Source organism: Leptolyngbya sp. Heron Island J, from assembly GCF_000482245.1.
Classification (GTDB): domain Bacteria; phylum Cyanobacteriota; class Cyanobacteriia; order Phormidesmidales; family Phormidesmidaceae; genus Leptothoe.
This window is the reverse complement of the sequence record NZ_AWNH01000032.1, coordinates 18662-41843: the sequence shown is the minus strand read 5'-3', so window position 1 is coordinate 41843 and position 23182 is coordinate 18662. Positions and strand designations below refer to the sequence as shown.

At 47.2% G+C, this 23182-nt stretch carries 27 protein-coding genes; 19 read left to right on the top strand and 8 right to left on the bottom strand.

Annotated features, from left to right (window positions below):
* Positions 1-23: 23 nt before the first annotated feature.
* From N836_RS49080 to N836_RS49035, 12 genes are all read left to right on the top strand, one after another.
* Positions 24-953, top strand: coding sequence for a ParM/StbA family protein (locus N836_RS49080; RefSeq protein ID WP_023072098.1), 930 nt, complete (start codon positions 24-26; stop codon positions 951-953).
* Positions 946-1218 carry a hypothetical protein gene (locus N836_RS49075; protein WP_023072097.1) on the top strand — a complete coding sequence of 91 codons (273 nt, stop codon included), beginning with the start codon at positions 946-948 and terminating at the stop codon, positions 1216-1218. The genes N836_RS49080 and N836_RS49075 overlap by 8 nt, the downstream gene beginning before the upstream one ends.
* Positions 1219-1328: 110 nt before the next feature.
* The gene (locus tag N836_RS49070) at positions 1329-1550 is read left to right on the top strand and encodes a hypothetical protein (protein WP_023072096.1); all 222 of its coding nucleotides are present in this window, start codon (positions 1329-1331) and stop codon (positions 1548-1550) included.
* A 73-nt stretch (positions 1551-1623) separates the two neighbouring features.
* Positions 1624-2292 (top strand): hypothetical protein, encoded by a 669-nt coding sequence (locus tag N836_RS49065; RefSeq protein WP_152532108.1) that lies wholly within the window; start codon positions 1624-1626, stop codon positions 2290-2292.
* Positions 2289-2873: a hypothetical protein gene (locus N836_RS49060; RefSeq protein ID WP_023072094.1), complete on the top strand. Its 585-nt coding sequence runs from the start codon at positions 2289-2291 to the stop codon at positions 2871-2873. Before N836_RS49065 ends, N836_RS49060 begins: the two co-directional genes overlap by 4 nt.
* A complete protein-coding gene (locus N836_RS49055; RefSeq protein ID WP_152532107.1) occupies positions 2851-4200 on the top strand; it encodes a type IV secretory system conjugative DNA transfer family protein in 1350 nt (449 codons plus the stop codon). Before N836_RS49060 ends, N836_RS49055 begins: the two co-directional genes overlap by 23 nt.
* 31 nt (positions 4201-4231) lie before the next feature.
* Positions 4232-4420 carry a hypothetical protein gene (locus tag N836_RS49050; protein ID WP_023072092.1) on the top strand — a complete coding sequence of 63 codons (189 nt, stop codon included), beginning with the start codon at positions 4232-4234 and terminating at the stop codon, positions 4418-4420.
* A 2-nt stretch (positions 4421-4422) separates the two neighbouring features.
* A complete protein-coding gene (locus N836_RS76435) occupies positions 4423-4608 on the top strand; it encodes a hypothetical protein (RefSeq protein WP_161634955.1) in 186 nt (61 codons plus the stop codon).
* On the top strand, positions 4553-5935 hold the full coding sequence (locus tag N836_RS75265; protein WP_023072091.1) for a glycoside hydrolase family protein: 1383 nt from the start codon (positions 4553-4555) through the stop codon (positions 5933-5935). The genes N836_RS76435 and N836_RS75265 overlap by 56 nt, the downstream gene beginning before the upstream one ends.
* A 21-nt stretch (positions 5936-5956) precedes the next feature.
* Entirely contained in the window at positions 5957-6301 is a 345-nt protein-coding gene (locus N836_RS49045; RefSeq protein WP_023072090.1) for a hypothetical protein, read from the top strand.
* Positions 6302-6694: 393 nt separating this feature from the next.
* Positions 6695-8362, top strand: coding sequence for a replication-related protein (locus N836_RS49040; protein ID WP_023072089.1), 1668 nt, complete (start codon positions 6695-6697; stop codon positions 8360-8362).
* On the top strand, positions 8349-8663 hold the full coding sequence (locus tag N836_RS49035; RefSeq protein WP_023072088.1) for a hypothetical protein: 315 nt from the start codon (positions 8349-8351) through the stop codon (positions 8661-8663). The genes N836_RS49040 and N836_RS49035 overlap by 14 nt, the downstream gene beginning before the upstream one ends.
* 331 nt (positions 8664-8994) lie before the next feature.
* Here N836_RS49035 and N836_RS73140 read toward each other — a convergent pair whose 3' ends face one another.
* Entirely contained in the window at positions 8995-9993 is a 999-nt protein-coding gene (locus N836_RS73140) for an N-6 DNA methylase (RefSeq protein WP_023072086.1), read from the bottom strand.
* On the opposite strand from N836_RS73140, the gene N836_RS49025 reads away from it, so the two are divergent.
* Together N836_RS49025 and N836_RS49020 are read left to right on the top strand one after the other, a co-directional pair.
* Positions 9992-10189, top strand: a complete 198-nt coding sequence (locus N836_RS49025) for a hypothetical protein (protein WP_023072085.1) — start codon at positions 9992-9994, stop codon at positions 10187-10189. The genes N836_RS73140 and N836_RS49025 overlap by 2 nt on opposite strands.
* A 264-nt stretch (positions 10190-10453) precedes the next feature.
* A complete protein-coding gene (locus tag N836_RS49020) occupies positions 10454-11203 on the top strand; it encodes a hypothetical protein (protein WP_023072084.1) in 750 nt (249 codons plus the stop codon).
* A gap of 59 nt (positions 11204-11262) precedes the next feature.
* On the opposite strand, the gene N836_RS78180 is transcribed toward N836_RS49020, so the two are convergent.
* The 4 genes from N836_RS78180 to N836_RS49000 all read right to left on the bottom strand — a co-directional run bounded on the left by N836_RS78180 (position 11263) and on the right by N836_RS49000 (position 13672).
* Positions 11263-11574, bottom strand: a complete 312-nt coding sequence (locus N836_RS78180) for a type II toxin-antitoxin system RelE/ParE family toxin (protein ID WP_071789037.1) — start codon at positions 11572-11574, stop codon at positions 11263-11265.
* A complete protein-coding gene (locus tag N836_RS49010) occupies positions 11549-11833 on the bottom strand; it encodes a ribbon-helix-helix domain-containing protein (RefSeq protein ID WP_023072082.1) in 285 nt (94 codons plus the stop codon). Before N836_RS49010 ends, N836_RS78180 begins: the two co-directional genes overlap by 26 nt.
* A 361-nt stretch (positions 11834-12194) precedes the next feature.
* A complete protein-coding gene (locus N836_RS49005; protein ID WP_023072081.1) occupies positions 12195-12983 on the bottom strand; it encodes a hypothetical protein in 789 nt (262 codons plus the stop codon).
* Between the two features lie 128 nt (positions 12984-13111).
* Positions 13112-13672 (bottom strand): recombinase family protein, encoded by a 561-nt coding sequence (locus tag N836_RS49000; RefSeq protein WP_023072080.1) that lies wholly within the window; start codon positions 13670-13672, stop codon positions 13112-13114.
* Between the two features lie 202 nt (positions 13673-13874).
* On the opposite strand from N836_RS49000, the gene N836_RS48995 reads away from it, so the two are divergent.
* From N836_RS48995 to N836_RS48985, 3 genes are all read left to right on the top strand, one after another.
* A complete protein-coding gene (locus tag N836_RS48995) occupies positions 13875-14141 on the top strand; it encodes an AbrB/MazE/SpoVT family DNA-binding domain-containing protein (protein WP_023072079.1) in 267 nt (88 codons plus the stop codon).
* Positions 14142-14143: 2 nt separating this feature from the next.
* Positions 14144-14524, top strand: coding sequence for a type II toxin-antitoxin system VapC family toxin (locus tag N836_RS48990; RefSeq protein WP_023072078.1), 381 nt, complete (start codon positions 14144-14146; stop codon positions 14522-14524).
* Positions 14525-14723: 199 nt separating this feature from the next.
* On the top strand, positions 14724-16892 hold the full coding sequence (locus N836_RS48985; protein ID WP_023072077.1) for a pentapeptide repeat-containing protein: 2169 nt from the start codon (positions 14724-14726) through the stop codon (positions 16890-16892).
* A 134-nt stretch (positions 16893-17026) separates the two neighbouring features.
* On the opposite strand, the gene N836_RS48980 is transcribed toward N836_RS48985, so the two are convergent.
* The 3 genes from N836_RS48980 to N836_RS48970 all read right to left on the bottom strand — a co-directional run bounded on the left by N836_RS48980 (position 17027) and on the right by N836_RS48970 (position 21773).
* On the bottom strand, positions 17027-19426 hold the full coding sequence (locus N836_RS48980; RefSeq protein WP_152532106.1) for a WD40 repeat domain-containing protein: 2400 nt from the start codon (positions 19424-19426) through the stop codon (positions 17027-17029).
* A gap of 67 nt (positions 19427-19493) precedes the next feature.
* A complete protein-coding gene (locus N836_RS48975) occupies positions 19494-21080 on the bottom strand; it encodes an NACHT domain-containing protein (protein ID WP_023072075.1) in 1587 nt (528 codons plus the stop codon).
* Between the two features lie 57 nt (positions 21081-21137).
* Entirely contained in the window at positions 21138-21773 is a 636-nt protein-coding gene (locus tag N836_RS48970) for a hypothetical protein (protein WP_023072074.1), read from the bottom strand.
* Positions 21774-22056: 283 nt separating this feature from the next.
* Here N836_RS48970 and N836_RS48965 point away from each other — a divergent pair, with 283 nt between their 5' ends.
* Both N836_RS48965 and N836_RS48960 read left to right on the top strand, forming a co-directional pair.
* The gene (locus N836_RS48965; protein ID WP_023072073.1) at positions 22057-22599 is read left to right on the top strand and encodes a hypothetical protein; all 543 of its coding nucleotides are present in this window, start codon (positions 22057-22059) and stop codon (positions 22597-22599) included.
* Between the two features lie 220 nt (positions 22600-22819).
* Positions 22820-23107: a hypothetical protein gene (locus tag N836_RS48960; RefSeq protein WP_023072071.1), complete on the top strand. Its 288-nt coding sequence runs from the start codon at positions 22820-22822 to the stop codon at positions 23105-23107.
* The last annotated feature ends 75 nt before the right edge of the window (positions 23108-23182 follow it).

Sequence of the window (23182 nt, the reverse complement as noted above, 5' to 3'; positions counted from 1 at the left end):
CCCGAAACAGTGCACTCAAAACAATGTCTGTATTCGGCTTTGATTTGGGCAATCGTTTTCCAAAATTCGGCTACGGCGATCACATGAAAAAGCTGGCCAGCTATCGCGCTGTGATACCAGCTTTCCAAGAAGTTTCCCCGCACCAGTTATCTGCACAAAGTCATTTAGTAGAGATCGGCGCTATCCGTACTGTCGTTGGTGCCGATGCTGTCTCATATGGCGCACGACCAACTTTCCAGGGGGCAGACGGCCATAAATGGGTGCATGCCAAAGTGTTCCTATTTGCGGCACTCGCAGAATTGGGCCTGTTTGGAGATGTCCATATCGAGTTACTGCGCACCGTAACGCCAGACACCCAGCAACCGGACCAGGTGACGGCACTAAAAGCCCTAGAGGGCGCGCACAGCGCCACAGTGGACGGCCAAGAGATTCGTTTAGTGGTGAGCCAGGTTGCTGTTCATGATGAAGGGCAGCCAGCCTGGTTGGTCGCAACCAATGAGCAGAAATGGCACTATCCTGCCGCCATGAATGGTGTGCTGGACTTAGGCGGCGGAACGGGCATTGCGCGCTTGTTTTCACCTACGGGAGCACCCATGCGGCAAAGCCAATTGATCCTATCGGGGACGTTTGCTCTGGCTGAGAAGATTCAATCCTATATGGCGGGTCCCAGATGCATTCCCGAAATTATGGATGCGATCGAGAACGGTAGTTTCCAGGTGCCGTCAGGCCGGGAATTTAAGAGTATCTTTGACCACTGCTTACCTGAGTGGCTAGCGGACATTCGGGGGGAGATCCGCTCGCGCTGGTCAGCGTTTGAGGGTCGCTATGGTCAAATCGTGGTGGTGGGTGGTTCCGCTCCATTGGCAAACACCCTCATTGAAGAAAACCCCCGGTATCTGAGTTTGGAAGATCCACAAACCGTCAGTCTTAGGGGGTTACTGATTAATGGCTAAAGGAGCACAGAAAGACCGTGAACCGGGGGATCAGATTCGCGTCAACCTCAGTGGCTCTGTCGCTGATGCCGTGGTGGACGGGTCTAGTGAGTTGGGCATCAGCTTCAGTGCCTATGTGCAGCTGCGCCTGCTGGGCAAGCTGGATGCCCCCGAAACTCAAGGCAGACAACAGCGGGCAGGGCAGTCCAAACCGCAAAAAACCATTCCAGTGCACATCACACCTGAACAACCTGTCTTAACCTTGTCCGAACTGCCACCCCTCTGATCAGACAAATCCTGCATCTGTGCGTATTCCAGCAGCATTGATGCCCCCGGCATAGGGATTGAATGATTCTCTGGTTCAAGAGCGATGTCTCTCAAGACCCAACCTAGCCCATGGTCAGTCAAGAGTTTCAGCCGTTATTATCGTCACCGGTTTCTGATAATTTGTTTGTGACATTAACCGCACCAGTGGTGTCTGAAAACCTTCTCAATACTCCACAACTTGCGGCAATCTTACAGGCACCAGATGTGCCTCAACCCTCTTCGCAATTAGCAAAGATTTCTCCCCTTCAATTCATACCTGAATCGTCCGAACAGCAGTCCCAAAATCAGTAATTAATACAGGTTTACCCAGCTGTTTTTCTCTCTCACGCTCGGTTTTGTTCTGAACATCTCGTTAGAGGTATTGATGATGACCAGCAATATCCCTCTGTCTGATTCCGCTCTCTCGACTAACACGCAAAAAAGCGCCGCGCCTACGGAGCGCTCAAGCTTTTCAGCCTCAGAAGCGCCGTCAGACACCCCCCAAGCGCACCCTGATCAGACCCAAGCGCTGTCGCAGCGCGTGCCCTGGTGGCGGTCTTGGAAGCATATTTTTAGCGCTACAGTTTTAGCGGTTACTGTTAGTCATTCTCTGCAACATGGCACGGCTGGCGATGTCATCAATGCCGGTTTATTGGTCGGTACTGGTTGGCTTTTTCTGATCCGGTTTCGTCGGTTAGGCTTTCGGATTTGGCTGCCGGTTGTGACCGCTTTTGTTGGCTTTAATATCTACTCATTCTTCATGTCCGGTGTGCTCCATTGGGGCGAAGCAGCCTATCATCTGATGCTGTTTTTCGGCTCCGTCACCGCACTGCTTTTCTATATTGGGACGACACTGCTTTTGCCCAATCAAAAACCAGTGGTTTTGCCTGAGTTACCAAGCCGTACAGAATTGGCGATTGAACTCGCCAAGGAAGAGCAGGCGCGTTTGTTGCAACAAGATAAGACAGAAGACCCTCAATTTATGGTGTGGCAGTTAGTACTGGAACGCTATCAGCGGATTCTGGATCTGGAGCAGGGGAGCACATCGACATGAAACCCCTTAAACCGTTTGGTATCTTTATCTGCGCTCTATTTTTGGTCAGTGGCTTGGGGATGATGATCGATGTGCTCCTTCCCAATGGGCCTGCATCCAAACCCACAAAAGCGACAGGGCAGGGGGCGGCTGAGCGCCCTGAGACGACGACCGGTGCAGCTCTGGCTGAGGAGTCCCCATCAGCCAGGACAGAAACGGACAGCATGGCCGATATTCCCGTCGATAGCCCCACGGTGTATCCAACGGATGTCAATCCAGCAGCAGGTTCTATCTGTCACGCGGCGTTGAAGCAGTACCTAACCTATATCGATGCCAGGGCCGCATACCTGCTCCGGGCGGGGGCAAAACAAAACGATACCGGTATATTTCTAAAAACCCGCGATGAAGCGGTGCGGGGGGAGTTAGCCATATTGGCGGCGAAGGCTGGCACTTTCCAGGGCAACCCTGACCATTTCGATACACTGACCACGCTCGCAGCTGAACGCCAAGCCGTTGCAGTTGCCGTGCAGTGGCACGCCGCTGATCAATCCAATCAATCACGACAGGAGGTTGCGATCTATGATGTCAACTTATCCTGCTAGTTCTGGCAATGCGGCCAAAGATAGGCGAGCGCTCACAGCAGGGAGTCTTATCCTACTGGGCATTGGTGGCAGTCTGATGCTGCGGTCCTGGCCTGCGTATGTTGCGGGGGCAGCCTTAACCACCATGGGTGTTGTCAGTGCAGCAAAGAAAGGCATCCGTCCTGACCAAGCAGTGAACGCTTACTCTAATGAAGTGTTCGATAGCATCACTGAGCTGTTTAACCCGACAACAGTTGAGAATCAAAGCCGTCGGGTGGTATCGGCAATCGCCGCACAAGTGCCGGTCTTGGGCAAGTTGCAAGAGCAGTACACCCGAATGAGTGAAGACCCACTCTTTTTCAATGGGCTCGTCACCATGGACCCAGCAAGCAAACGGTTTGATCCGCTGATTGTGGCCGGTCTTCCCGGTGAAGGTAAGACACGGGTGTCGCAACGACTGGTGGAACAGTTCACCATTCTCAATCCAGAGGGCGAGGTGCTGATCTTCGACCCCGAATACAGCTTCAATCAGTCCGACCCCAATGGAACACCCTGGCCGGAGCATTTGAAGTTAGGCACACATATTTTTGAGGACCTAGCTGGGCTCAATGCCATACGACAGACGCTGCAAAAGCGACTCAAAAGCAAGGGGGCAACAACACCGCTCCTAATATTTTTTGATGAGCTGAATAATATCCGCAGTTTCCCTGGCATGCCTGAAGAGGAGGAGTATTACATCACCTTCCTCAAAGAGTTGAAGGTGGCCTATAACCGAGCTGGGAAGCGTGGTGTCATGTTGGTGACGGGCATTCAGCGGATAGGTGCTAAAGAAACCGGTCTCCCCATTGAATATCTAAGCTCGTTCCCGTGGCTGGTCTTTCCAAAACTGGCGCGATCGAAAAGGCTGCAGCAAGTTCTTGGATTGGAGCAAGAGCAAAAGCAACTCTTTCAACAGACCCTGGCAGAGGTGGACGAGGTGACGGCCATGGATAATGATCAGTTGCATCCGATGCTGTACTTCACGCAAGAGGAAATACGCTGTCAGTTGATTCCCCATTTTAAAGAGCACGAGATTGTTCAAGTGGTGGAACCGGGCCTGGATTGGTTGCTGAAGGTATGGAAAGCCTGTCCGGAAATTATCGAAGCGATAGAGAGTGGTCAGATCAAGTCACGGACCGAGCTGGCTGATCCAAGCAAGCCCTATCAAGAGGAGCTGGCGGCTGCTCTTAATGAAACCAAATTGCAACGGAAAAACGCTGACCATCGTTGGCAATCACTGGCTACCTATTGGGAGCAGATGACCAGCGGTGACTTTAGAGCCGCGATCACAGCGGCCGATAACAGTTAACCCCCTTACTCATGCTTATTGATAGCGAACCATGTGGAATTTACTGAAATCCGGTGGGGCCTTACTGGTCCTGTTTATGGGCATGACCTTGTTCTTTGCCTCCATCGAGAAAGGTCATCTCAAACTCGGTCCCATTATTGATGACGGCATGGTGATGGCAGCACGGGTCTATCGCTCCGTCACTCAGCCTTTGCCGAATCAGAATGCAGAGGAGCGTTAGCGGTGAAGGTCATTGTTGATGGATTGACCTGCATCATGATGGCGCTGGTCATTATGCTTTGCTCAAAAATTCTCTTTCCAGAAAAGACCGACACTTTGCTGAACGATGTCAACCTAAGATGGGACGCAGCTAATGAAATCGTCGAAAGCGAATCCCCAAGCAAAGCCACAGAATACGAAGGATTCTAAATCAGATTTATCTTGGCAATGGCAGATTGCTCAGCGGCTCGCGAAGCAGGGTAGGCGACAGGTATCACGCAATCCTGTCGCTGGATATGTGCTGGATAAGCACGTTCCCTCAATTGACGGCCGTGAGGGCATAACAGCGACTCTGGCGCTCACGGCACTGACGGACGCCATACGTGAGCAAAACGAGCTACAACGACGGCGCGATTGGCTGAATACAGAGCGTTATGCACAGCAACGCAGCCTAATCGAAGCCCTGGTGCAATTTGTTGTGGTGTTGTTTCTGTTGGTGGGCGTTGCTGGCTATGCCGCCTTTGATTGGGCAGTCAAGATGCTAGAGGGCCGCCTTGATGAGTTGAGTCAAATTCCCGGTATTGGCTGGTTGATTCCTGAATTGGGTCAATCAGATGCGGGCCTGCGGTCAAACGCTGTCGCTTTTGAACCGCTAGATATTGCAACACCACATTTGTTGGATGAATCGCCACCAGGAGCGTGGGACTTCACCCTTGTAAATCCGACCAGTGACAGCACACGTGTGGCTATTCCTAGCCCTTGCCCTGGGATCGTGGATAAAGCCGGATTCTATGAACGGGCCGGAAATTACATCTGGCTCGATTGTCAGAACGGCGATCGCTGGTTTATGGCGCATTTACACGAGAGCGATGTGGCGGCCGGTGACCCAGTGAAACTAGGGCAGTCATTAGGACTACAGGGCTCAACGGGTAACTCCACAGGAGACCATATCCATGCCGTCATCGACCCAGCCAACGGTGAGCGTTGGAACCGTGAGGCGACACGACCGATTTTAGAAAAGGCGTTTGCTTTCTGGAAACAGGGTAATCAACCGACAGCCCTGCAATCCAGCACGAAATCACCAGAGGCCCTAACTTTGGTCAAACAATTGGAAGGGTTACATCTGGAAGCATACCCTGACGGCACTACAGCAGACGGGCGCGCCCGCTGGAGCATTGGCTATGGTACGCCGTCGTACCCTGGCGAAACCATCTCTGAGCATGAGGCAGAACAACGATTATCAGCCTATCTAGCCGCCGCTGAGGTGCAGGTAAGGGAGTTAGTAACGGTGCCATTGTCTCCTGACCAGAACGCGGCACTGGTCAGCTTTCAATACAACACCGGTGGGCTAGCGAGCTCTAAACTGTTGCGTCATTTGAATGCTGGGAATCACCAACAGGCCGGGGAGGAGTTTAGCAAGTGGGTGCATTGGATACCGCACGGACAAACCACGCCAGAGGTAGCACCGGGGCTGGTGACACGGAGGCGCAAAGAACAACAGCTATTTATGGGGTCCATCACTGCGCGAACTTCTTAAATCCCCTGTATAGGGGGCGTTATGGGACAGCATCAAGACGACGGGCCAAAAGAGACAGTCAACAACAGCGAGGAAACCGCCATGAGTGATTTACCTTCTATATTCGGCCATGACCCGCTCAAACTGTTAGCGGAAGAGGCCAGCCCTGCTTTGATTCACCACTTCATCGATACGTTGTACGAGATCGAATATGACGTGACCGACCGCAGGTTTCCCTTTCAGATGCTGATGATTGCGGCTCTGATGGAGCATACAGAGACGTATCCACTTAACGCCGAGTACGAAAAGAAGTTCCTCTTTATTTGTGAGTGTGTGAAGGATGTTGTTGAGGGGGGCCTGGCAGAGTTACAGGCAAGAAGTCCATGAAAGGGCGGCAATCCGCACCTTAACGATTTTTGCGACGGTCGATCAAAGCCCACACTGAAACGGTATGATAAGCCATCACTGTTGTTCGGAGGACAAATGTACTGCCTATGGAATAAAAAACAGCATTAAAAAAACCTCCCGAACCGGCAAGTTTGAAGGTTTTTCTAAATATTCAATTATCCACTGAACAGAACGTCCCTTAAATACGGTTGAGCAACCAAATTTAAGACGCTCTCAAAGAGCTTGCGATTATCCTAGCACAGCTCATGGATTTTGCTGGCAATTTTTGGGGCGGCAACGCTGCAAAGATTTGTTGCTTCTAAAATCAGCACAGCAAAAGGGCTGACATAGCGTTCTGCCGGTGGGTGTGTCCTTCTACCCCCATCAGCACAAATGACAGCAGCTACATATGCTTCGCTGCGTTCCACATATATCCAGGAAGAAAACGATCGTTTCCTGGGGTTGTGGCCGCATCGCTTCGATTATCTGTTTTCCGCACACCCCGACCCTGGCAGCAAGCCACAGTGGCAGACCGAATCCAGACATCCTCTTTCTGACCGACTACTGCAACAAGGCAGTTATCTATATGGTGTTCGGTTCGGGCAGACGACGAACTATGCCCTGATTGATATTGATCGGGGATCGCCGTACCATCCACGTCGGGATGCCCTGGCGATTACGCGGTTATCAGAAACTTTAGAAGAGCTGGGCCTGGTGCAGCATCTTACCGTCACAAGTTCAGACAGCGGCGGTCTCCACATATATTTCCCCTTTGAAATATCGCTGCCATCATGGCAGGTGGGTTTAGCGATCACCACCCTGGTTGAGAACAAGGGGTTTAAGGTGCTGCCGGGGTGGTTGGAAGTGTTCCCCAATGCCAAGTCTTATAACCCCGGTGAACAAACCCTCTACAACGGGCATCGCCTGCCATTGCAGCAGGGCGGGTATTTACTGAATGAGGATCTAGAGCCGGTCAGTGGCTGTCGTCATCGGTTTATAGAGGCCTGGTCCACGGCAACCGAGCACAACGACATCAACCTGCCGCAGCTGGCCGCCATCATCAGCCAAGCCAAACGACGCACCTACAATGTTTCCAGCAAAGCAGAGAAGTTTCTGAACGACTTAAATGCTGAGATTGCTGTCGGCTGGACGGGTCGGAAGCAAACAAATCGACTTTTAGGACGAATAACAATGCGGTCTTACATCTTTGGCCATTTGCTGGATGCACCGGCCCCCCTACAAGGTAAGGCATTGGAAGCCCATATCAAACAAACTGTTCTTAGCCTGCCGGGGTATGAACTTTGGTGCGGGCATAAGGAGGATATAGACAAACGGATTGCAGCCTGGGCGCGCTCCATCGAGAATAGCAGCGACTATTTCCCCTACGGCCATAACAGTGTGTCAAAGGAGCCTCCTAAACCAGAGGGGCCAAGCTGGAACGAACGACAGCAGCAAGCCGCTAGGGAGAGAATCAGCAATGCTGTGCAGGCATTTATCGATAACGACACCTGGCCGGATAGTATCAGCGAACGTTTTGATTTGTTGCTAGAGCAGGGGATCGGCGGCTCGACCCTCTACAAGGACGAACACAAAAGCTTATGGCACCCCCGGTTTATACCTACAACGGACCAACGGTTATCGACACCATCGGTGGGTGATGAACACCCCCCAGACCCCCCAACCTCTCAAGGGCAGGTGACGGCGCTTGAGGCACCGTCACAGTCTGCACAAGCTTATTGTGTAAGAGATAGTAAAAAACCTGAGGACAAGGGTTTTGGCAGTTTTGAAACAGGTAAAAATAACAGCTTAGGTCGTAAAAAACAGCAGGACAGCAACAGCCCTGTACCGCAACAACTGTGGTTGGAGATTCATCGCTCTATAGAAGCCGGTCGCACCAGTCAGGCGGCGACACAAACGGCGCAGGTAGACACCTATCAAGAGGAGGTAGAAGCGGCGCATATCGCCAACTTGAAGGAGTGGCTGGCGTCCGATGACCCAATCCTGGTCGCTGAGGCAAGGGCGCAGTTGCGTCGGCGAGAGGGAGAGTATGGAAGCGGATGAGACCAGCGACGATGATGAGCAATTCGCGCTCCAAGATGTTGCTGAAGAAATAGCCAATTTCAAAGCCCCCCGGTCACTGGGTGAAGGCGAGCGATTAACCTTATCGCTTGAGCAAAAGCAGGCCATGTGCCGGAATATCAACGCCTACCAAGAGGCTTGCAACCGTGGAATGGTGGGACGCGATGCTTCCCTCCAGATCTTGGAAAGGAGCGGCTTGTGCAACTGTGTTGTTGGTTGCGGGAAGCAGATTCGGATCGAGCAATGTAGATGTGGTTTAGATTTTTTATTTGGTTACGAATAAATGCAAAAGCTATGTGTCGCCTGAATATTAGAGATTACTAAAACAACATTAGTAATAAATACCCATCAAATAGTTTTTTTTTTGATCAATTGCTGAAATCCCGTAGTTGCCGTCAATGGTCTGTTCCTACATTGGCGTTTCTTAGCCAGCTCTTGAAGTCCCCAAGCCGCCGCCGCTGAACCGGCTCCAACCGTTAGGTCGGAAGCGATTTCGGAAAGGATCTGAATCAGCGCCGAAGGGTCCATAGGGAGTAGGACAAGGGAATATCGTCATCATACCCCAGGGATTTTTGAGCGTCACTTTCTGCTCACATGCTTCCGCTGGTCTCTCATCAAGACTCATTGCCCTCATTAGCAAACAAGTCCATCTGCCGTTCTAACGGCAGCGCAACATCTGCTTGTCGCTTGGTAGACCGCTGACGTTCTCCATGGCTGGGAGCGGCAAAGGTATCCATCGTTTCTAAGTCAAACAAAGAGGGTTGATCTGCACTGACCTCAGCTGATTCTGATGATGTTACAGGTTTAGTTGGTGCTGGTTGTTGATCAACGCCATCTGCTTCGCCTTCAGCCTTGACAAAAAAGGCATCGGGATTAACGATCAGGTCACGTAACTCCTCTAGCCGGTGCCAGAATTGTTGTTCTTTGAGCCACTGATCGAAGTACCGCAGCTGCGGTGTAGGACGGCTCTCCCACATTTCCATACTGAGGGTGTTGCCATGACGGACGACAGCTTGCAGATCAAGTGCTGCCATCTGAATGTAAGTCATATTGAACGCATCCCGGCTGACATCAGTGCAATCCACCTGTAAGCAAGAGCGCGGGTCTAGTCCCTGGTCCATCAGCTCTTCCGCACAGGCAATCACCATCGCACCGCCGCCGCTGGCCGGTTCACAGAGAGTGATGAGGCCTTTTTCCTCGTAGATGTCACGGGCATTTTCCAAGGTCATTTTCGCCATCATTCGACAGATGGGATAAGGCGTGAAAAACTGTCCACCAGACTTGCTGGTGTTTAGCAGCTCTGCTTCAGAGGCTATCTCACCCAGAAAATCACTAAAGCTCTGTTGATGCGCCATCATTGTACAGCCAAGCATCTTACTGAAGCCGCTCAGCTCCTCTCGACTATAGCCTTTGATACGCTCCATATACTTTGCTTCCAAATCAACAAAAGCGGCATCTGTTTTTAGAAAATCGCCGCTATGATAGGGCAGTTGATGCAATGTGATTGCGGCAATCTCTAGCCAATCACTAAACACACTACCTGGACTGCGGCTCCGGCAGAGACTATTAAGAAGCCCCGTAAACTCTTTCTTCAGAGACGACACTGGTGACATGAAACATAATCCTTCTTCTGAACCGCAACCTGTTGAACGACCAATTCAGTCGATCAGGGAAACGGTGTTGGCAGCCGCAGCTACCGTTGATAAAACTGGGACAGGGTCAGCAGCAATGGTCCGTAGCGTTGCAGAGCATATAAAAGAACAACAACCCCAGGTACATACCAAGTCATCTGATACACCCCTGTATTAATCAGGGGCAGGCCCCGCCTGCTCCTCTGCCTCCCTGGCGAAGGGTGGGGGGTAGTAACGACACAGAAAAATCGCCCGACTGGTGCGGGCAGCGCAGCAACACGGGTCGGGTCTATTTTTCTTGTCGGCGCGAGGGGGCAAGGCCCTCTTAGATAGTTCGAACCAGCAACTAGGCCAGGGCGTTAAATTAAGGCTGGCTAATACATACAGCCGATTTTTGGCTCATTGGTTAAACTGGGGCAGATGTTCCTCTTTGTTGTCACCAATGGCATACGACAACCCCGTTCGACGTTTGCATAGTTTACTGATCAAGGCTTTCGAGGCTGGCAATGGACAGCCTACGGCTGCAAGCAAACTCATATGGGCAAAGGTTTTTGAAGTTTCTGTTGATGATAATGAAAGCCTAATATCTTGTACCGATGAGCTTTTTGGCCTTCTGAGAAGTTCTCTGGATGCTGTAAAAGGCTTACATTCAGTGAATTCTAACCCTCACATGCGAACGTTGATTCGCATTCGATCACTGCTCTACAGTAAAAATTTCTTGAATGATCAGTGGAAGATTTTTTCTAGTGGTCTGAAGGATCAGTCGTTGATGGATTTGCTTGAAATGACAGCAAATGCCATTGATCGAGAAACGCGGCTTACAAAATTGAGCCAGGATCAATTGAATGACCTGCTCACCAGTGCAAAGGAGCTTCTGGAAGACATCAGGCAAAGCGACTTAGATGATGACATTAAGAACTTCCTATTTATTCGGTTGGATGAGGTTTGTTCTGCTATTCAGTACTACTCCATCAGCGGCAGCACCGGTCTACGGCGTGTGATTGAAGCCAATATCGGCGGCACACTCTTAAAATTGAGTGGGTTAACCCCAGAAGAGAGAAAGACTTCCGTACTCACAAAGTTTTTGCACCTTATGGTCCGAGGTGCTGGTTTGCTTGGTCTGATGGCGGATGCAGAAGGGTTCTTACTGCCGAAGGTAGCAGAACTTTTACAGCTTCCACCAAGGCCATAGCATTGGTACAGCTGAGACAGAACTGAGGTTAGAGCGCGATCGGCTTATCCAAAGAGGGATTAAAGGTGCTGACCAAAATCCATTCTGTCATACAGCAATCTGACAACAAGAATCTCAGTATTCGTCAGCTTGTAAAATACATAATGTTTACACCCTTTACCAAGATGACGGCGATAGTAACCAGGAATGGCTGTTTCAGTCCTGCTTCGAGGGGATGGATCAGCCTTAATCTGTAACAGACAGTTATCAATCGCTTGCTTGTATTTACGCCGTTGGGCTTCGCCCCAGACATTTTGCGTGTACTTCAAAATGTCCTTAATATCCTCTGCCGCTCTCGGCAGAAGCTTAAGCTCTCTCGACGGGCCAGACACTGGGATCAACTGTTGTGTTTCCTGTTGCTAGGTCAGCCAGGGCTTGATCTTCTAGCTCATCCAATAAAGTCGATGTGTAGGGTAGGGGGGGGCCGCTGTTTTCACCCCTTCTCAGCTCTGTCTGTAACCAGCTAGCCTCTTGCTCACGGGTATGCTGTAGTAAGGCAATAGCCTCATTGATGACATCATCGGCAGACTTGCCAGCACCCATGGCCTGCTGCAGAAAAGCTTCTGATTGTGGTGTGAGCGAAATATCCATAACGGTGTCTGTCTTTGCCCACTAACTTACTAAATTTCTAAGGAAACAACAATGACTACGTTGCCAGGTGTGCGATCGCATCCGCCGAGGCTCGTCATGCAGTATGACCTATGGCATGGATTCCACAGGCAAGGGGCTGTGAGGATGTAGCGGCTATGGCAACTGGTCCTCTGCTTCCATGACCTTCAGACATTCCGCGCACATCAGCCTGACAAACGGTTTGGCCCAGGCATTCAACCCGCAAGACGGGCACGAGTCGGGGCCATAGGCCATTTTGTATTTCTCAATGCTGGAGATATGCAGGAAACCCCAACGAGGATAAGTTGCATGACAGCTTCGCTTCATGGACCTTAGAAACGTATTAGATCGCGTCTTCTACCTCGACGGGAAGTAAGCTGATGCTCATAATTCCCTGTCGTAAGCCGGGATTACTCCTCACTGACCAGTATCCTCTTAAGTAATAGGCACCCTGCACATACGTAAATCGACCAGTGTCATCAGCACTCAGATCAAGGTGGTAGTAGATACCAGAACAAGGTAGCGAAGTTGGAACATCCTCAGGGCAACGATGGCCAACTTGAAATGAAGCCCCATCAGCACTACAAGTAGGATCATCAAACAAACAGACACTTACCATTGTATCGCTGTCATCATTATCTACCGCTAGCCAATCGATATAACCGTCGATAAAGACAACCTCATTATCGTTATCGTAAAGGAATGTGCTGAATCCAGTATCTTCTTGAGTACTAATGTCGACAATTTTACCCTCAAACTTAGCGATGTTTTTCTTGGCTCCGTAAGTGATAGTCACATCCCCCTGAGCATTGTTGACATTGGGGCTATTGTCCCCCTGGGTTGAGTTAATAACACCGCCTGGAGAGTCACTTTGGATGATATTGCCCTCGCCGGTCACGTTTCCATCGCCAGTAATATTGCCATCACCATTGGTCTCACTGCTACCGCGAATCTGGCTATCGGTTATTTGCGAGTCGTCTGCCGTATTAAACACGGAATTCTCAATAGGCTCGTATGGCTCCGTTGAGGTGCCTGTGTAAAAAGCATATGCGCCTCCTACAATGGCGCATAAGGCTGACACTACTCCGATGGTAACAACAACAGGGTGATCACCCCAGTTTTTCCAGCTCATTCTTTGTTGCTTTGGCTAAAATACCTTTTTATCTTAGATTTTATTTCTTTGACTTACAATAAGTCGCGAGTGCTGTAGTATTTGTATAAAAAATAGCTATAACTTTCGTGTATCCACTACTCATTGATCTATAAGCCTTCTACATTTTGACGATGCTTGTAATAACTGGCTTTGCTGATACCCACCGTTGTACATGCCTCACCAACTGTGATGGTATCGTCGTGCAACATAGCCTCGATCTGCCTGATCATTTGCGGGGTGACTTTTGTGGGTCGTCCACCTAATCGCCCCCTTGCACGGGCGGCTTTTAGACCGGCCTGAGTTCTCTCTCTGATTAAGTCTCTCTCAAACTCTGCGATCGCACCAATGATGTGAAACATCAGCTTGCCGGCGGACGTGGTAGTGTCAATGCCGTCAGCCAGACTTTTGAAGCCGATACCGCGTGTATTCAAACCCTCGACCGTTTCAATAAGGTGTTTGAGCGTCCGGCCAAGTCGGTCGAGTTTCACCACCACCAACACGTCGCCCTCACGGATATAGCTAAGCGCTTCATCCAAACCAGGTCGGGCCGCTTTGGCTCCGCTCACAATATCGCTGAATATTTGTTCACAGCCAGCCTCTCTCAACTTGTCATGTTGCGGCTCTAATGATTGCTCCGGTGTTGAAACGCGCTCATACCCGATTAACATGTCAAAAAACTCATTAATTACTGACCTTTTTCAGACATAGATTATCAGATAAGTTTTTAGACAATGCAATCCACAGCAAAGCCTTAAAATGCGGTTTGCTACATAACTGTTGTCAGCGACTCCAAAAAACGGTCGTTTTTCGGACAACCTCTCATAAAAAGAAGAATATACATTCTTTTGTTATTCTGCTAAATACATAGAAATGGATATTAATGCAGAAATATACGCAGGTGGCCGAGTCACTATTCCTATTCAATTCCGCAAAGAGCTTGGTATACAAGAAGGGGATACTGTTACGTTTCGACAAGAGGGAGGAGAGTTAAAACTCATAACCCTTGAGCAGCAACTAGAACGTGCGCGTACCTTGTTAAAACAGCACAATGCCTGGGATGAATGCTCGGTTGAGGATTTTCTGAAGTGGCGTGGTGAAGAGGCCATTCGAGAACAAGAGAACGATCAGAGTATTTAAGCGTGTCTGTTGTTTTCGATAGTTCTGCCATTATTGCTCTTATCAAAGAAGAACCAGGCCATGAAATCGTCAGACCATATGTTCATGAGGGCTTCAGCCTCACTGTAAACTTTGCCGAAGCTGTTGCTTATTTCGCTAGAACAATATCGTCTAAGGCCGTTTTATGGGAGATTTTAGCCCCGTTTATGGATGGTATCGTTCCTCTCAATAAAGAGACTTCTTTTCTCACTGGTTATCTGAGTCGTGAGACAAAACGCCAGGGACTATCTCTTGGTGACCGGGCATGCCTTGCCTTAGGTATCAGCAAGAAAATGCCAGTCCTGACAGCCGACAAAAAATGGGCAGAGTTGGATTTACCAGTAGATGTAAGGCTGATTCGATAATTCCAGGAAATTATTTACGAAAAAGCGCATATCTAACTGATGTCATCCGTAGGTAATCAACTAACAAACTTTTTGTAGACTTAGATAATAAGCATTCTTTCTTAATTTTGATCATTCTTATGAACAAAAACATATTAAATTGTAGTTACATGGTTACAATACTGGCTTTTAAGAAAATAAAACGCATCTACTATTCACTATGGCTCGTAGAAGAAATTACTCTGGTGAAAATCTTGATGGCGAAACCTTTGGCGGGGGTAAACTTGGCCAGAATTTAGAGAATGCCAATTTTAGTGGTGCTAAACTTCGCGGGGCAAAATTTCAAAAAGCCAATCTTAGAAATGCTGATTTTAGTGGTGCCGAGATTGGAGGAGCCAAATTTAAAGGGGCGAATCTCAAAGGGGCAAACTTCACAAATGCATCAGTTGATCTAGATGGGAGCTTGCCAGAAGTTGATTTTAGCCATACTCATATCGAAGGAACTGATTTTTCTGATGCTGTTCTTACCCGTGCTAATTTTTCCTATGCAGAGACAGGTTTGAGTAATGTTGGACGCATTCTCATCATCGTTATCACATTCCTTATATCCATTTTTTCAGCATTCCCTACAGCAATTATTACTACATTCTCAACGTACTTTTTACGTGCACCTCGCAAAAAGCCATCATTCACAGAACAATTTTTAGTTGGGATATATGCTTTTATTTTTACAGCTTTTCTTAGAACATTATTAATCAACTTTAATCTTAGTGCGGTTTCTATATTTCTTGTACAAATCGGAACTGCGATGATCGTAGTTGTTCTAGTAGGGGCATTTATAGGTATAGCTAAAGATGGCTTTAAAGGTGACATTACAAGCACTCTTTCTACAACTTTACCCCTGCTTATTTTCTTAATAATCAACTTGCTTCTAATTGCTTATGGCTCAACACTTGGTTTTGACAAGGGTCTCGCTGCACTTTTTCCTGCCTTGAAAGCTATCGTCCCAACTCTAGGCGAGTCAACTCAAGATAGATGGTTTACAGCTATTCTGGGTGCGTTGATTGGTGCGCCTTTTGGTAGTTGGTTTGCAAAATCAGCAATTTACGGAGATAAAAAATTTGATTGGCTTTGGGATACATACATGGAGTTTGCAGCTCGCAGTGGGACTCTTTTTATAAGTGCCGATCTTACCGATGCTAACTTTGTTTCAGCCCAAGTTAGAGGTGCCAATTTCAAAGGTGCACAGCTTCGAAGAACGAACTGGAGAGGTTCCAGATCTCTCAACTTCGTGCTCCATGAAAATTGTTATCTTCAAAATCCTGAAATTCGAAAGATCATCAGAGGAGAGCGAGTCAAGGAAAGAGACTTCAGTAAATTAAATTTAGAGGGTGTGAACCTGGAAAATGCTTCTCTAAAGAATGCTCTCTTTGTCGAGACTAACTTAAATTATGCAAAGTTGAAAGGATGTAATTTAAATGAAGCGAATTTCAATCAAGCTAGATTAGTAGGGGCAAACTTAACAGAAGCTTGCTTAACCGGTGCGTGTATAGAAGGATGGAAGATTGACGAAACAACAATTCTAGATGACGTAATTTGTGAATACGTTTTTAAAGAAAAGTTGCCAGGCAATATGGCCGGAAGACGTCGTGAGCCACCATATCCGGAAATATTCAAATCTGGTGAATTCAAGGAAAAATACGGAAAAGATGTTGAAACAGTTCAATTTCGTATTCGAAAAAGTGATAATCAGCAGGCTCTTGATATAGCGTTAAGGGAAGTTGTACAAAGTAATCCAGAAATACGGCCAGAATCATTTCAGCAGATTAAGAGCATAGGTGATGATGTCATTATTAGTATCCGTGTGCCTTCAAGAACTGATAAAGCATCAATAGAGCAGAAATTTCAACGAGTTTATGAATCTGTAGAAAAAGAGCGCGCGGCCAATTCTGAGCCAGAGAGCTACAGTGATTTACCACCGCTAGAGTTCGTCTTAAACGTAGTTAAAGAATTAAAAGAAATCATGTCAAGTACGGATTCAAGCAAGGTTATTAACATTGACGGACCAGTCGGAAACATCACAGACAATATTTATGGGGATCAAAATTCAGAACAAACAGTGTATTACAATCAAAATCAAGAAAAGACAATTGTTGAATCTGCAAGAGAAATACAGGATCTTATTAAACAACTAGAACAAAGTTCTCCCAGTGCTTCTGAAGAAGAAAAGATAGAATACGTCAATGAGCAAGCTCCAGCAATTCTTAGGCAGAAAATAGTAAAATCTCTACAAGCAGGAGGTATTGCGGCAATTGATGAAGTTCTAGAAAATAATGCTTATGTAAGTGTCATCAGGGCGGTCGCAAAGGCATGGATAGAAGAAGCCTAATTAGGCTGCCCCACCGGCGCTCGCACTGCCAGTCACCGAAAATAGTCTGGTTCACCTCTGCTGTGTAATAGCGGTCTGATATTGTCCGGGTGCGAGACAGCCATTTTTCAAGCTGGTAGTGCATACAGTCTGACTCACAGTGTGCGATCACGGTTGAGACGCAGTAGATGCTTGGCTCCTGCATAATCTCCTACGAAAATCGTTCTATCATCTGATGATAGAAAGCAAGTCTCAAAGCTCTGATCACCTACAAACTTAGCAAGCAATTCTTTTGTTCGAGTATCCCACACACAAACTGTACAATCACTAGAAGAGGTAATCAGCATCTGACCATCTGACGATAATGAAACGCCTTTCACCATATCCTTATGAAACGCTGGTTGATGGTTACTATTAAATAGGTATCGTTGTTCATAGCTCTGATGGTGACTATCGTACTCCCAAATTTCTACTGTATTGGACTGATCTTCTTCGATCCGTGCCGCTATCAGTGACTGTTTATACGATGACGCTGATAATACGGTATACCGGTGTGACGTTGTTTGTGGGTTAAGAATTTGATATGTAATCCTTTTGTTATTCAGCGTCCAATACCGGATTTCTTTTCCTCCCAAAGTCCAGGTGAAGAAATTAGGACTATTGGGAATAGCTGAAATTCCCTTGATTTTTTCTCCAAAATAAGGGGTGCATGTTGAGATGTTATGTGGCCCTTGAAACAACCGAAAGCCGTTATGTTGAGACGTTATATCGCGAATTACGATCTGCTGGTCTGACCGACCTTCGACGTAGGTAATAATACTTTTGCCATCACCAGTTATGACAAAATCATAAATGATGTCTTGTTCATTCACTGGTACGGGTGAATCGTTCTGTTTAGTCTCTATATCCCAGAGGTGGAACGCTGACATGCTATAGCCAGGGGCACTCCCTTGCCAAATGACTTTTGTTGCTGATTGATTAAAGTAGGCTTTCCCCATATTAAAGGCGGGAATTACAGCATATTTTTGTGGCAGCTGGCCTTCTTCAAAGGACCAAATGGTAATTTCTTCCCGGCTGGCAGCAAGGCCATACTTAGCATCAGGTGAAACATCAACACAGGTGATACGACCTTTTGTATAAGAAATATCGATTTCTAAAGACTGACCAGGCTCTAATCGCCAGAATCTGAAGTTCTGATCAGATGCAGAAATACAATGGCGGCCATCGGATGAAATGGCAATTGCCTTAATTGGGTCACTATGGCCATTGAAAGCGTGCAGCTTTTGTTGAGTATTAATCTCATGGATTTCTATCTGACCTTGTGGACGACCAACAGCCAAATAGGAGTCTTGTGGGCTCAGCCCGATACAATACAGTAAAGGGCTCATTAATGCCAAGTCTGCGTAGTGAAGAACAAATGGCTCTTCTCTTGAAGACTTCATACTTTGAATACTAATAAAATTAGTCCCACCAAAAATAAGGATCTGTTTCCCAAACAAAAATTGAGAGTTCTGGCCTAGCCCATGATTAAAATAAGGGTGAATTTCACCCTGACTGTTGAAAGCAAATGCTACGGAAGTTTCTGTGAAATTTGCCTGTATAAGTGTGCCACCTGAGTTGATCGCTAATGACCTCAGATCACCCCAGCCCTTGCCTCGATAAGGTATATGCTGATGTCTACCCACTAAAAACTTAAATGGTTCATGCGGTAAACCAGTCTTAACGATCTTGAAACCTTTAATGACTTCACTGGTACCAATAACAGCAAAACAACCATCTGCAGATATTGAAAAGGCTATCGGCCTGTCAGGTAATATTCTGTGCAAGACTCGTCTTCCGGTACCAATATCCCAGAAACACACCTCACTTTGATCACAAACGGACATGACATAATCTTCATCAGCAAGTATTCCAAGCGAAAGAATGCTGCCGCTATGAGAACAGGAAACGTTTTCTGCCTCACCAAAATCAAATAGTTTATTGCCAGTTTCTACATTCCAGGCGCTAAGGTAGCCTTGTGCATTGGCAGCAATAACTTTTTTTGAATCTGGGGTGAGTGCAAGCGCGATAATAGTTTCTGACTTTCTAACCAAGGTTGCATGATCTGCATACAAACCGTTGCCTGTGTTGATAGCCCGACTGGGTGTGATGGGTTGTAGCCAGGTATCTTGCGCCTTGACAGCGCTATTCAGAAGCTTTTGAATTGTCCTTGAAGGATGTCCACACAATTGTGCCCAAAGCTGCGTTGCAAGCTGGCTAGGGTCATCCTTCAAAATATCAGCAGACAACTGTAAAGCCGTTTGGATACGGGCAATATTATCCTTGGTGAACAAGGGCTTCGCTAGCTCGTAGTCATTTATTAAATCTTGAAACTCAAGTTTTTGAGGTCCCGTCGTGTTAAGTTTCGCGGACACAAACATATAGCTGCTGAGCATCTTTCTGACAGTGCGTCTATCACCATCTTCAGCTGCCTTCTTAACCGACTCACGCAAAGTGCATATTATACCGGCTGGCGTACACTGATCTAGCCATTCTTCAACAAGATTGTTTTTCACAGTGGATTAGAGAAAGGAGGGACAATTATGTACAGAATAGGGAAAGTCTCTCGATCACATGCCAGCTTTAATAATCATCACCATCGTCATCGTCGTCGGGATCATCACTGGCGTTGAGCAAGAAGCCATACAATGCTGACCGATAATTTCTCTTCACACAAGAAATATCCGCCTTTGACGCTTGAATAGTGTCTTCTTGATGGAGAAAGTCGTTAAAGCTCTCATGGTAAATCAAGTAACATTTTTCTCCTTCAACTAAGAATGAATGCAGAAATTGCATCCACCGTTTGAAATGATCCACCACCCTGATCTGACTTACACGCTCGCCAACACTGATACTGGCATACTTGGCGATGATACTCGCCGGTATCCAACTGTAGGATTCTGTGAGTAGATAAATGATATGGACTTCTACTTCCGAGCGATCCGGTCTGGTCATACCCATGCGTTGCCAATGGTCTCGATAGTATTCCATCAGACCTAAAGGCAATTCGTCTGGTTTTTCTAGATCTTGATAAATACCACCAGGAACAAACTGAGGAATAACGTTATACAGATACATAAAGTTCCGCTGACTGCGCGCCATCAACGTTGTGATAAATTTATCTTGTTTATTAGAGGTTTTCGACAGCCAGTCCTGGATTTTTTGAGCATATTCTGGATAAGTTTCAGAGTCCAAGTATTGTTCAATATACTGACGAATATCGTTCGTGATTGTACGACCAATCTCTGTGTCTTTGCCGTAATCGAGAAAATCAAATATCTTCTGATCAGGACCGAAATTTAAACGTCCCTGTAGCGCTGCTTCTCTGCGCTTAGTCAGAAAAAAGAAGACGCCTTCTGGTATACGTTCTGGCAAATAAAGGACGTTTGCTCTGTCATCCTGCTGTGATGCTAGGTCCACCTCATCAAGAGCATCGATGGCAATAATCAGCTGCTGGCCTTGTAGCTGTTGGGCAGCTTCTGTGAGAACTTTCTCAAAATAAATACCATTTTGATATGACTTCTTTTGCTTAGTTCCTTCACTGATGGAGAACCGACTTACTAATTGATTAGAGATATTTTCTAGAAATTCCGTCGCTGTTCTATAGCCCCCGCGTTGATTGAAGTGATATAAGAAATTGCGATTTTCTTTTTCTTTATTTTGTCTAATTAGCTCCGCGACAATAGCTGATTTACCCTCGCCGGGATCGCCGACTAGAATAAAGCATCCTTTTGTATTTTCTTTTCTATAATTTTCGAAGGCCGTAAAAACGTACTCACGTCCTTCAAACTTTCTAGGTTGCTTAGATTTCCAGCTGGTTACAGCTTCAGCTTCTAAAACTTTTTTTGAGTTTCGCTTGGTAGGAACATCCTCAATAGGGTCTAACCAATCATCCCAGCGATTTTCATCCCAATTCGGCCAGATGGCTTCGCAAAAACGCCGGGCATATTGATAAAGACTGGGTTCAGTGCCACGAAGAAATTTATTTAAGTTCGTCGTATTATTGCCTGTTTGCTTTCCGTATTTCTCTGCTATTTTTTCGATTACTCTCGTTTGCGCTCCCTTGCCAAAATCACGCGCAAGTATTTGCTGATAAGAATTTGAGGATTTTTCATTCCTATACTGTTCTTTTAGTTTGACTTTTTGAGTCAACAGTGGGGGGATTGGCATGGAAGCATGAAGGTAACTACACCATGGCCACCAGTGTAACCGAGACTTTGGCTTTGGTCAGCGCTCCGCCAGCAGCGCTTGTAATTGCTGCTCTGCTTGTAAGGCCGCTAGATAATTTGGGGGCAGGTCACAACGTGGATTCCCCTGATATATATCGCACTGAAGGTAGCCCTGTTTCTGCTGACGTTTATAAATCTCTGGATGGGTCTTTGAGTGATCCTCAAACCACTTTTCATAGTCCAACTGTTGGAGGTATTCGGTTGTGACCGTGGCCATACAGTACACGAACTGGATCGCCTGTTTATAAAATTCTTCGTTGCTTAACTGCTTGTAGAGCCTACGCCCTTCTTCAAAGGGCCTGATGATAATCCCTTCTGAATCCAAACGTGCTTGTAAGGCTTGCCCAAGTGATGACTCTTTAAGTCCCGCTATCCAAGATTCTCTAGCTAGAAAGATGTCAGGCTTAGATTGAATATCGCCCTGCGAGCGTCCTTCCCAATATAAGCGGTCAGCTTGCCGATACATCAACCCACGCAGATAGGTTCTGTCATTCGCAGTCGTAAAGTATTGCGCCGCAATCACAGCCGGGTCCTCGCCGTAATGCTGGTTCAACACTTCACTGGCTTTTCTATGTTGTTTGAACACTAAAACATTGGGGTCAAAAGGTTTTTGCGGGTTTTGATCATCGTTCACAGGGGCCTCATTGCCGTTAGGAGTTAATACACCCCAACCTATTTCATAAAACTTTACAAAAATCTGTGACTAAAACCTCTAGTACTGTACTGACAAAGCTTTTAGACGTTTTTATAAAATTTCTCGTTGTTTCTCGTTGTTTCTAGAAACAACGAGAAACAAATCCTTCTTATCCTTGCTAGCCAAGGGTTTGAGCGTTCTCTAGAATGGTCACGAAACGAGCATTGGTGCTCACCCGAACCGATGCAGTTCAAGCAACACTCATTCTCTTTCGCAAAAGATCATGAACTCAAACAACGTAATTGATCAGCTTTGCCCAAACCTCAAAGCCACGCTGATGCTTGCAGTCGAGGCACAGCACGGCCCTATTGTGCAGAGCTATGTCACCAGGCAATTAGACGCACGTATGGATGACTGGTCAGGCTTTCAGCCGCACCCAAGTAAACCCAACCACGTTATTGCGGTACTGCCGATTTCGGTTGGACAGCCCAATTGTGAAATTGAGGAGGAAATATCCCCCCGATTGGCGTTCCAGGTCAGACAGGTCATGCTGATGAGCTCGCTAGATGAGGAACAAAAGCGCCAGTTTGATATTTATCAGACTCTCACCTGTGATGGTAAGGGCAATACCAAACAGCTCTGGGAGCAATCCAGAGAGCTTTGGTATTTGCTCATGGCGGAGGATGAAAAACTATCGCGCGTAGAGCGCTTGAAGCTCGAATTGTGGCGTGAGTTACTACGTTTAGAAATAGACCCCGTTGAACTCAAGCAGGTACCACCTCTGCGTCTTATGGACGGCAAGGTCAGCTTTCCTGATTGCGCGTAACGGAAATGCGCTGACGACCCACTAGCCTTGGGCCATCGGCGCGTATCAAAACGTGACCACTCTATCTTAATCAAGAACAGCCAATGCAACACGACACTAGCTAAGAAATAGGGCCATTTGGCCTGCCTGTTTTTTCAATTCAACAGTTTCACCCCCACGCAAGGGAAAAGCCCTTGCGCATGGGGTCGTTTGTCCATTTTTTCTGAGGTTAAAGAAAGCCATGACTCTTGTTTCTCATGCTGATACCGTCAACGTGTCGTCGCTGCCCGCTGTGGCAGAGATGTTGGCCAAGGGAAGTCAGTCCGATATTGTCACGCTGTGTTTACTTGCTCTGGATTTTGCCATCGAGTCAGATGCTTTTCTGGATTGCAATACACAGCGTTTTGCCACTCAGATCCATGAAATTGAATCGATAAAAGAGTCAATCCATAAACTGCTGATTGCGCAGATTTTAGTGGACTTTCTGGTCGCCAATTTCACCCCGGATACGGCTGAGACAGCCGCTTAGTTTGCCCCTATGCCCTGCTCTGCTTTTGAGCGGGGTGGGGCTGTTTTTGCTGGTTTTTCGTTATGACATTTCTCT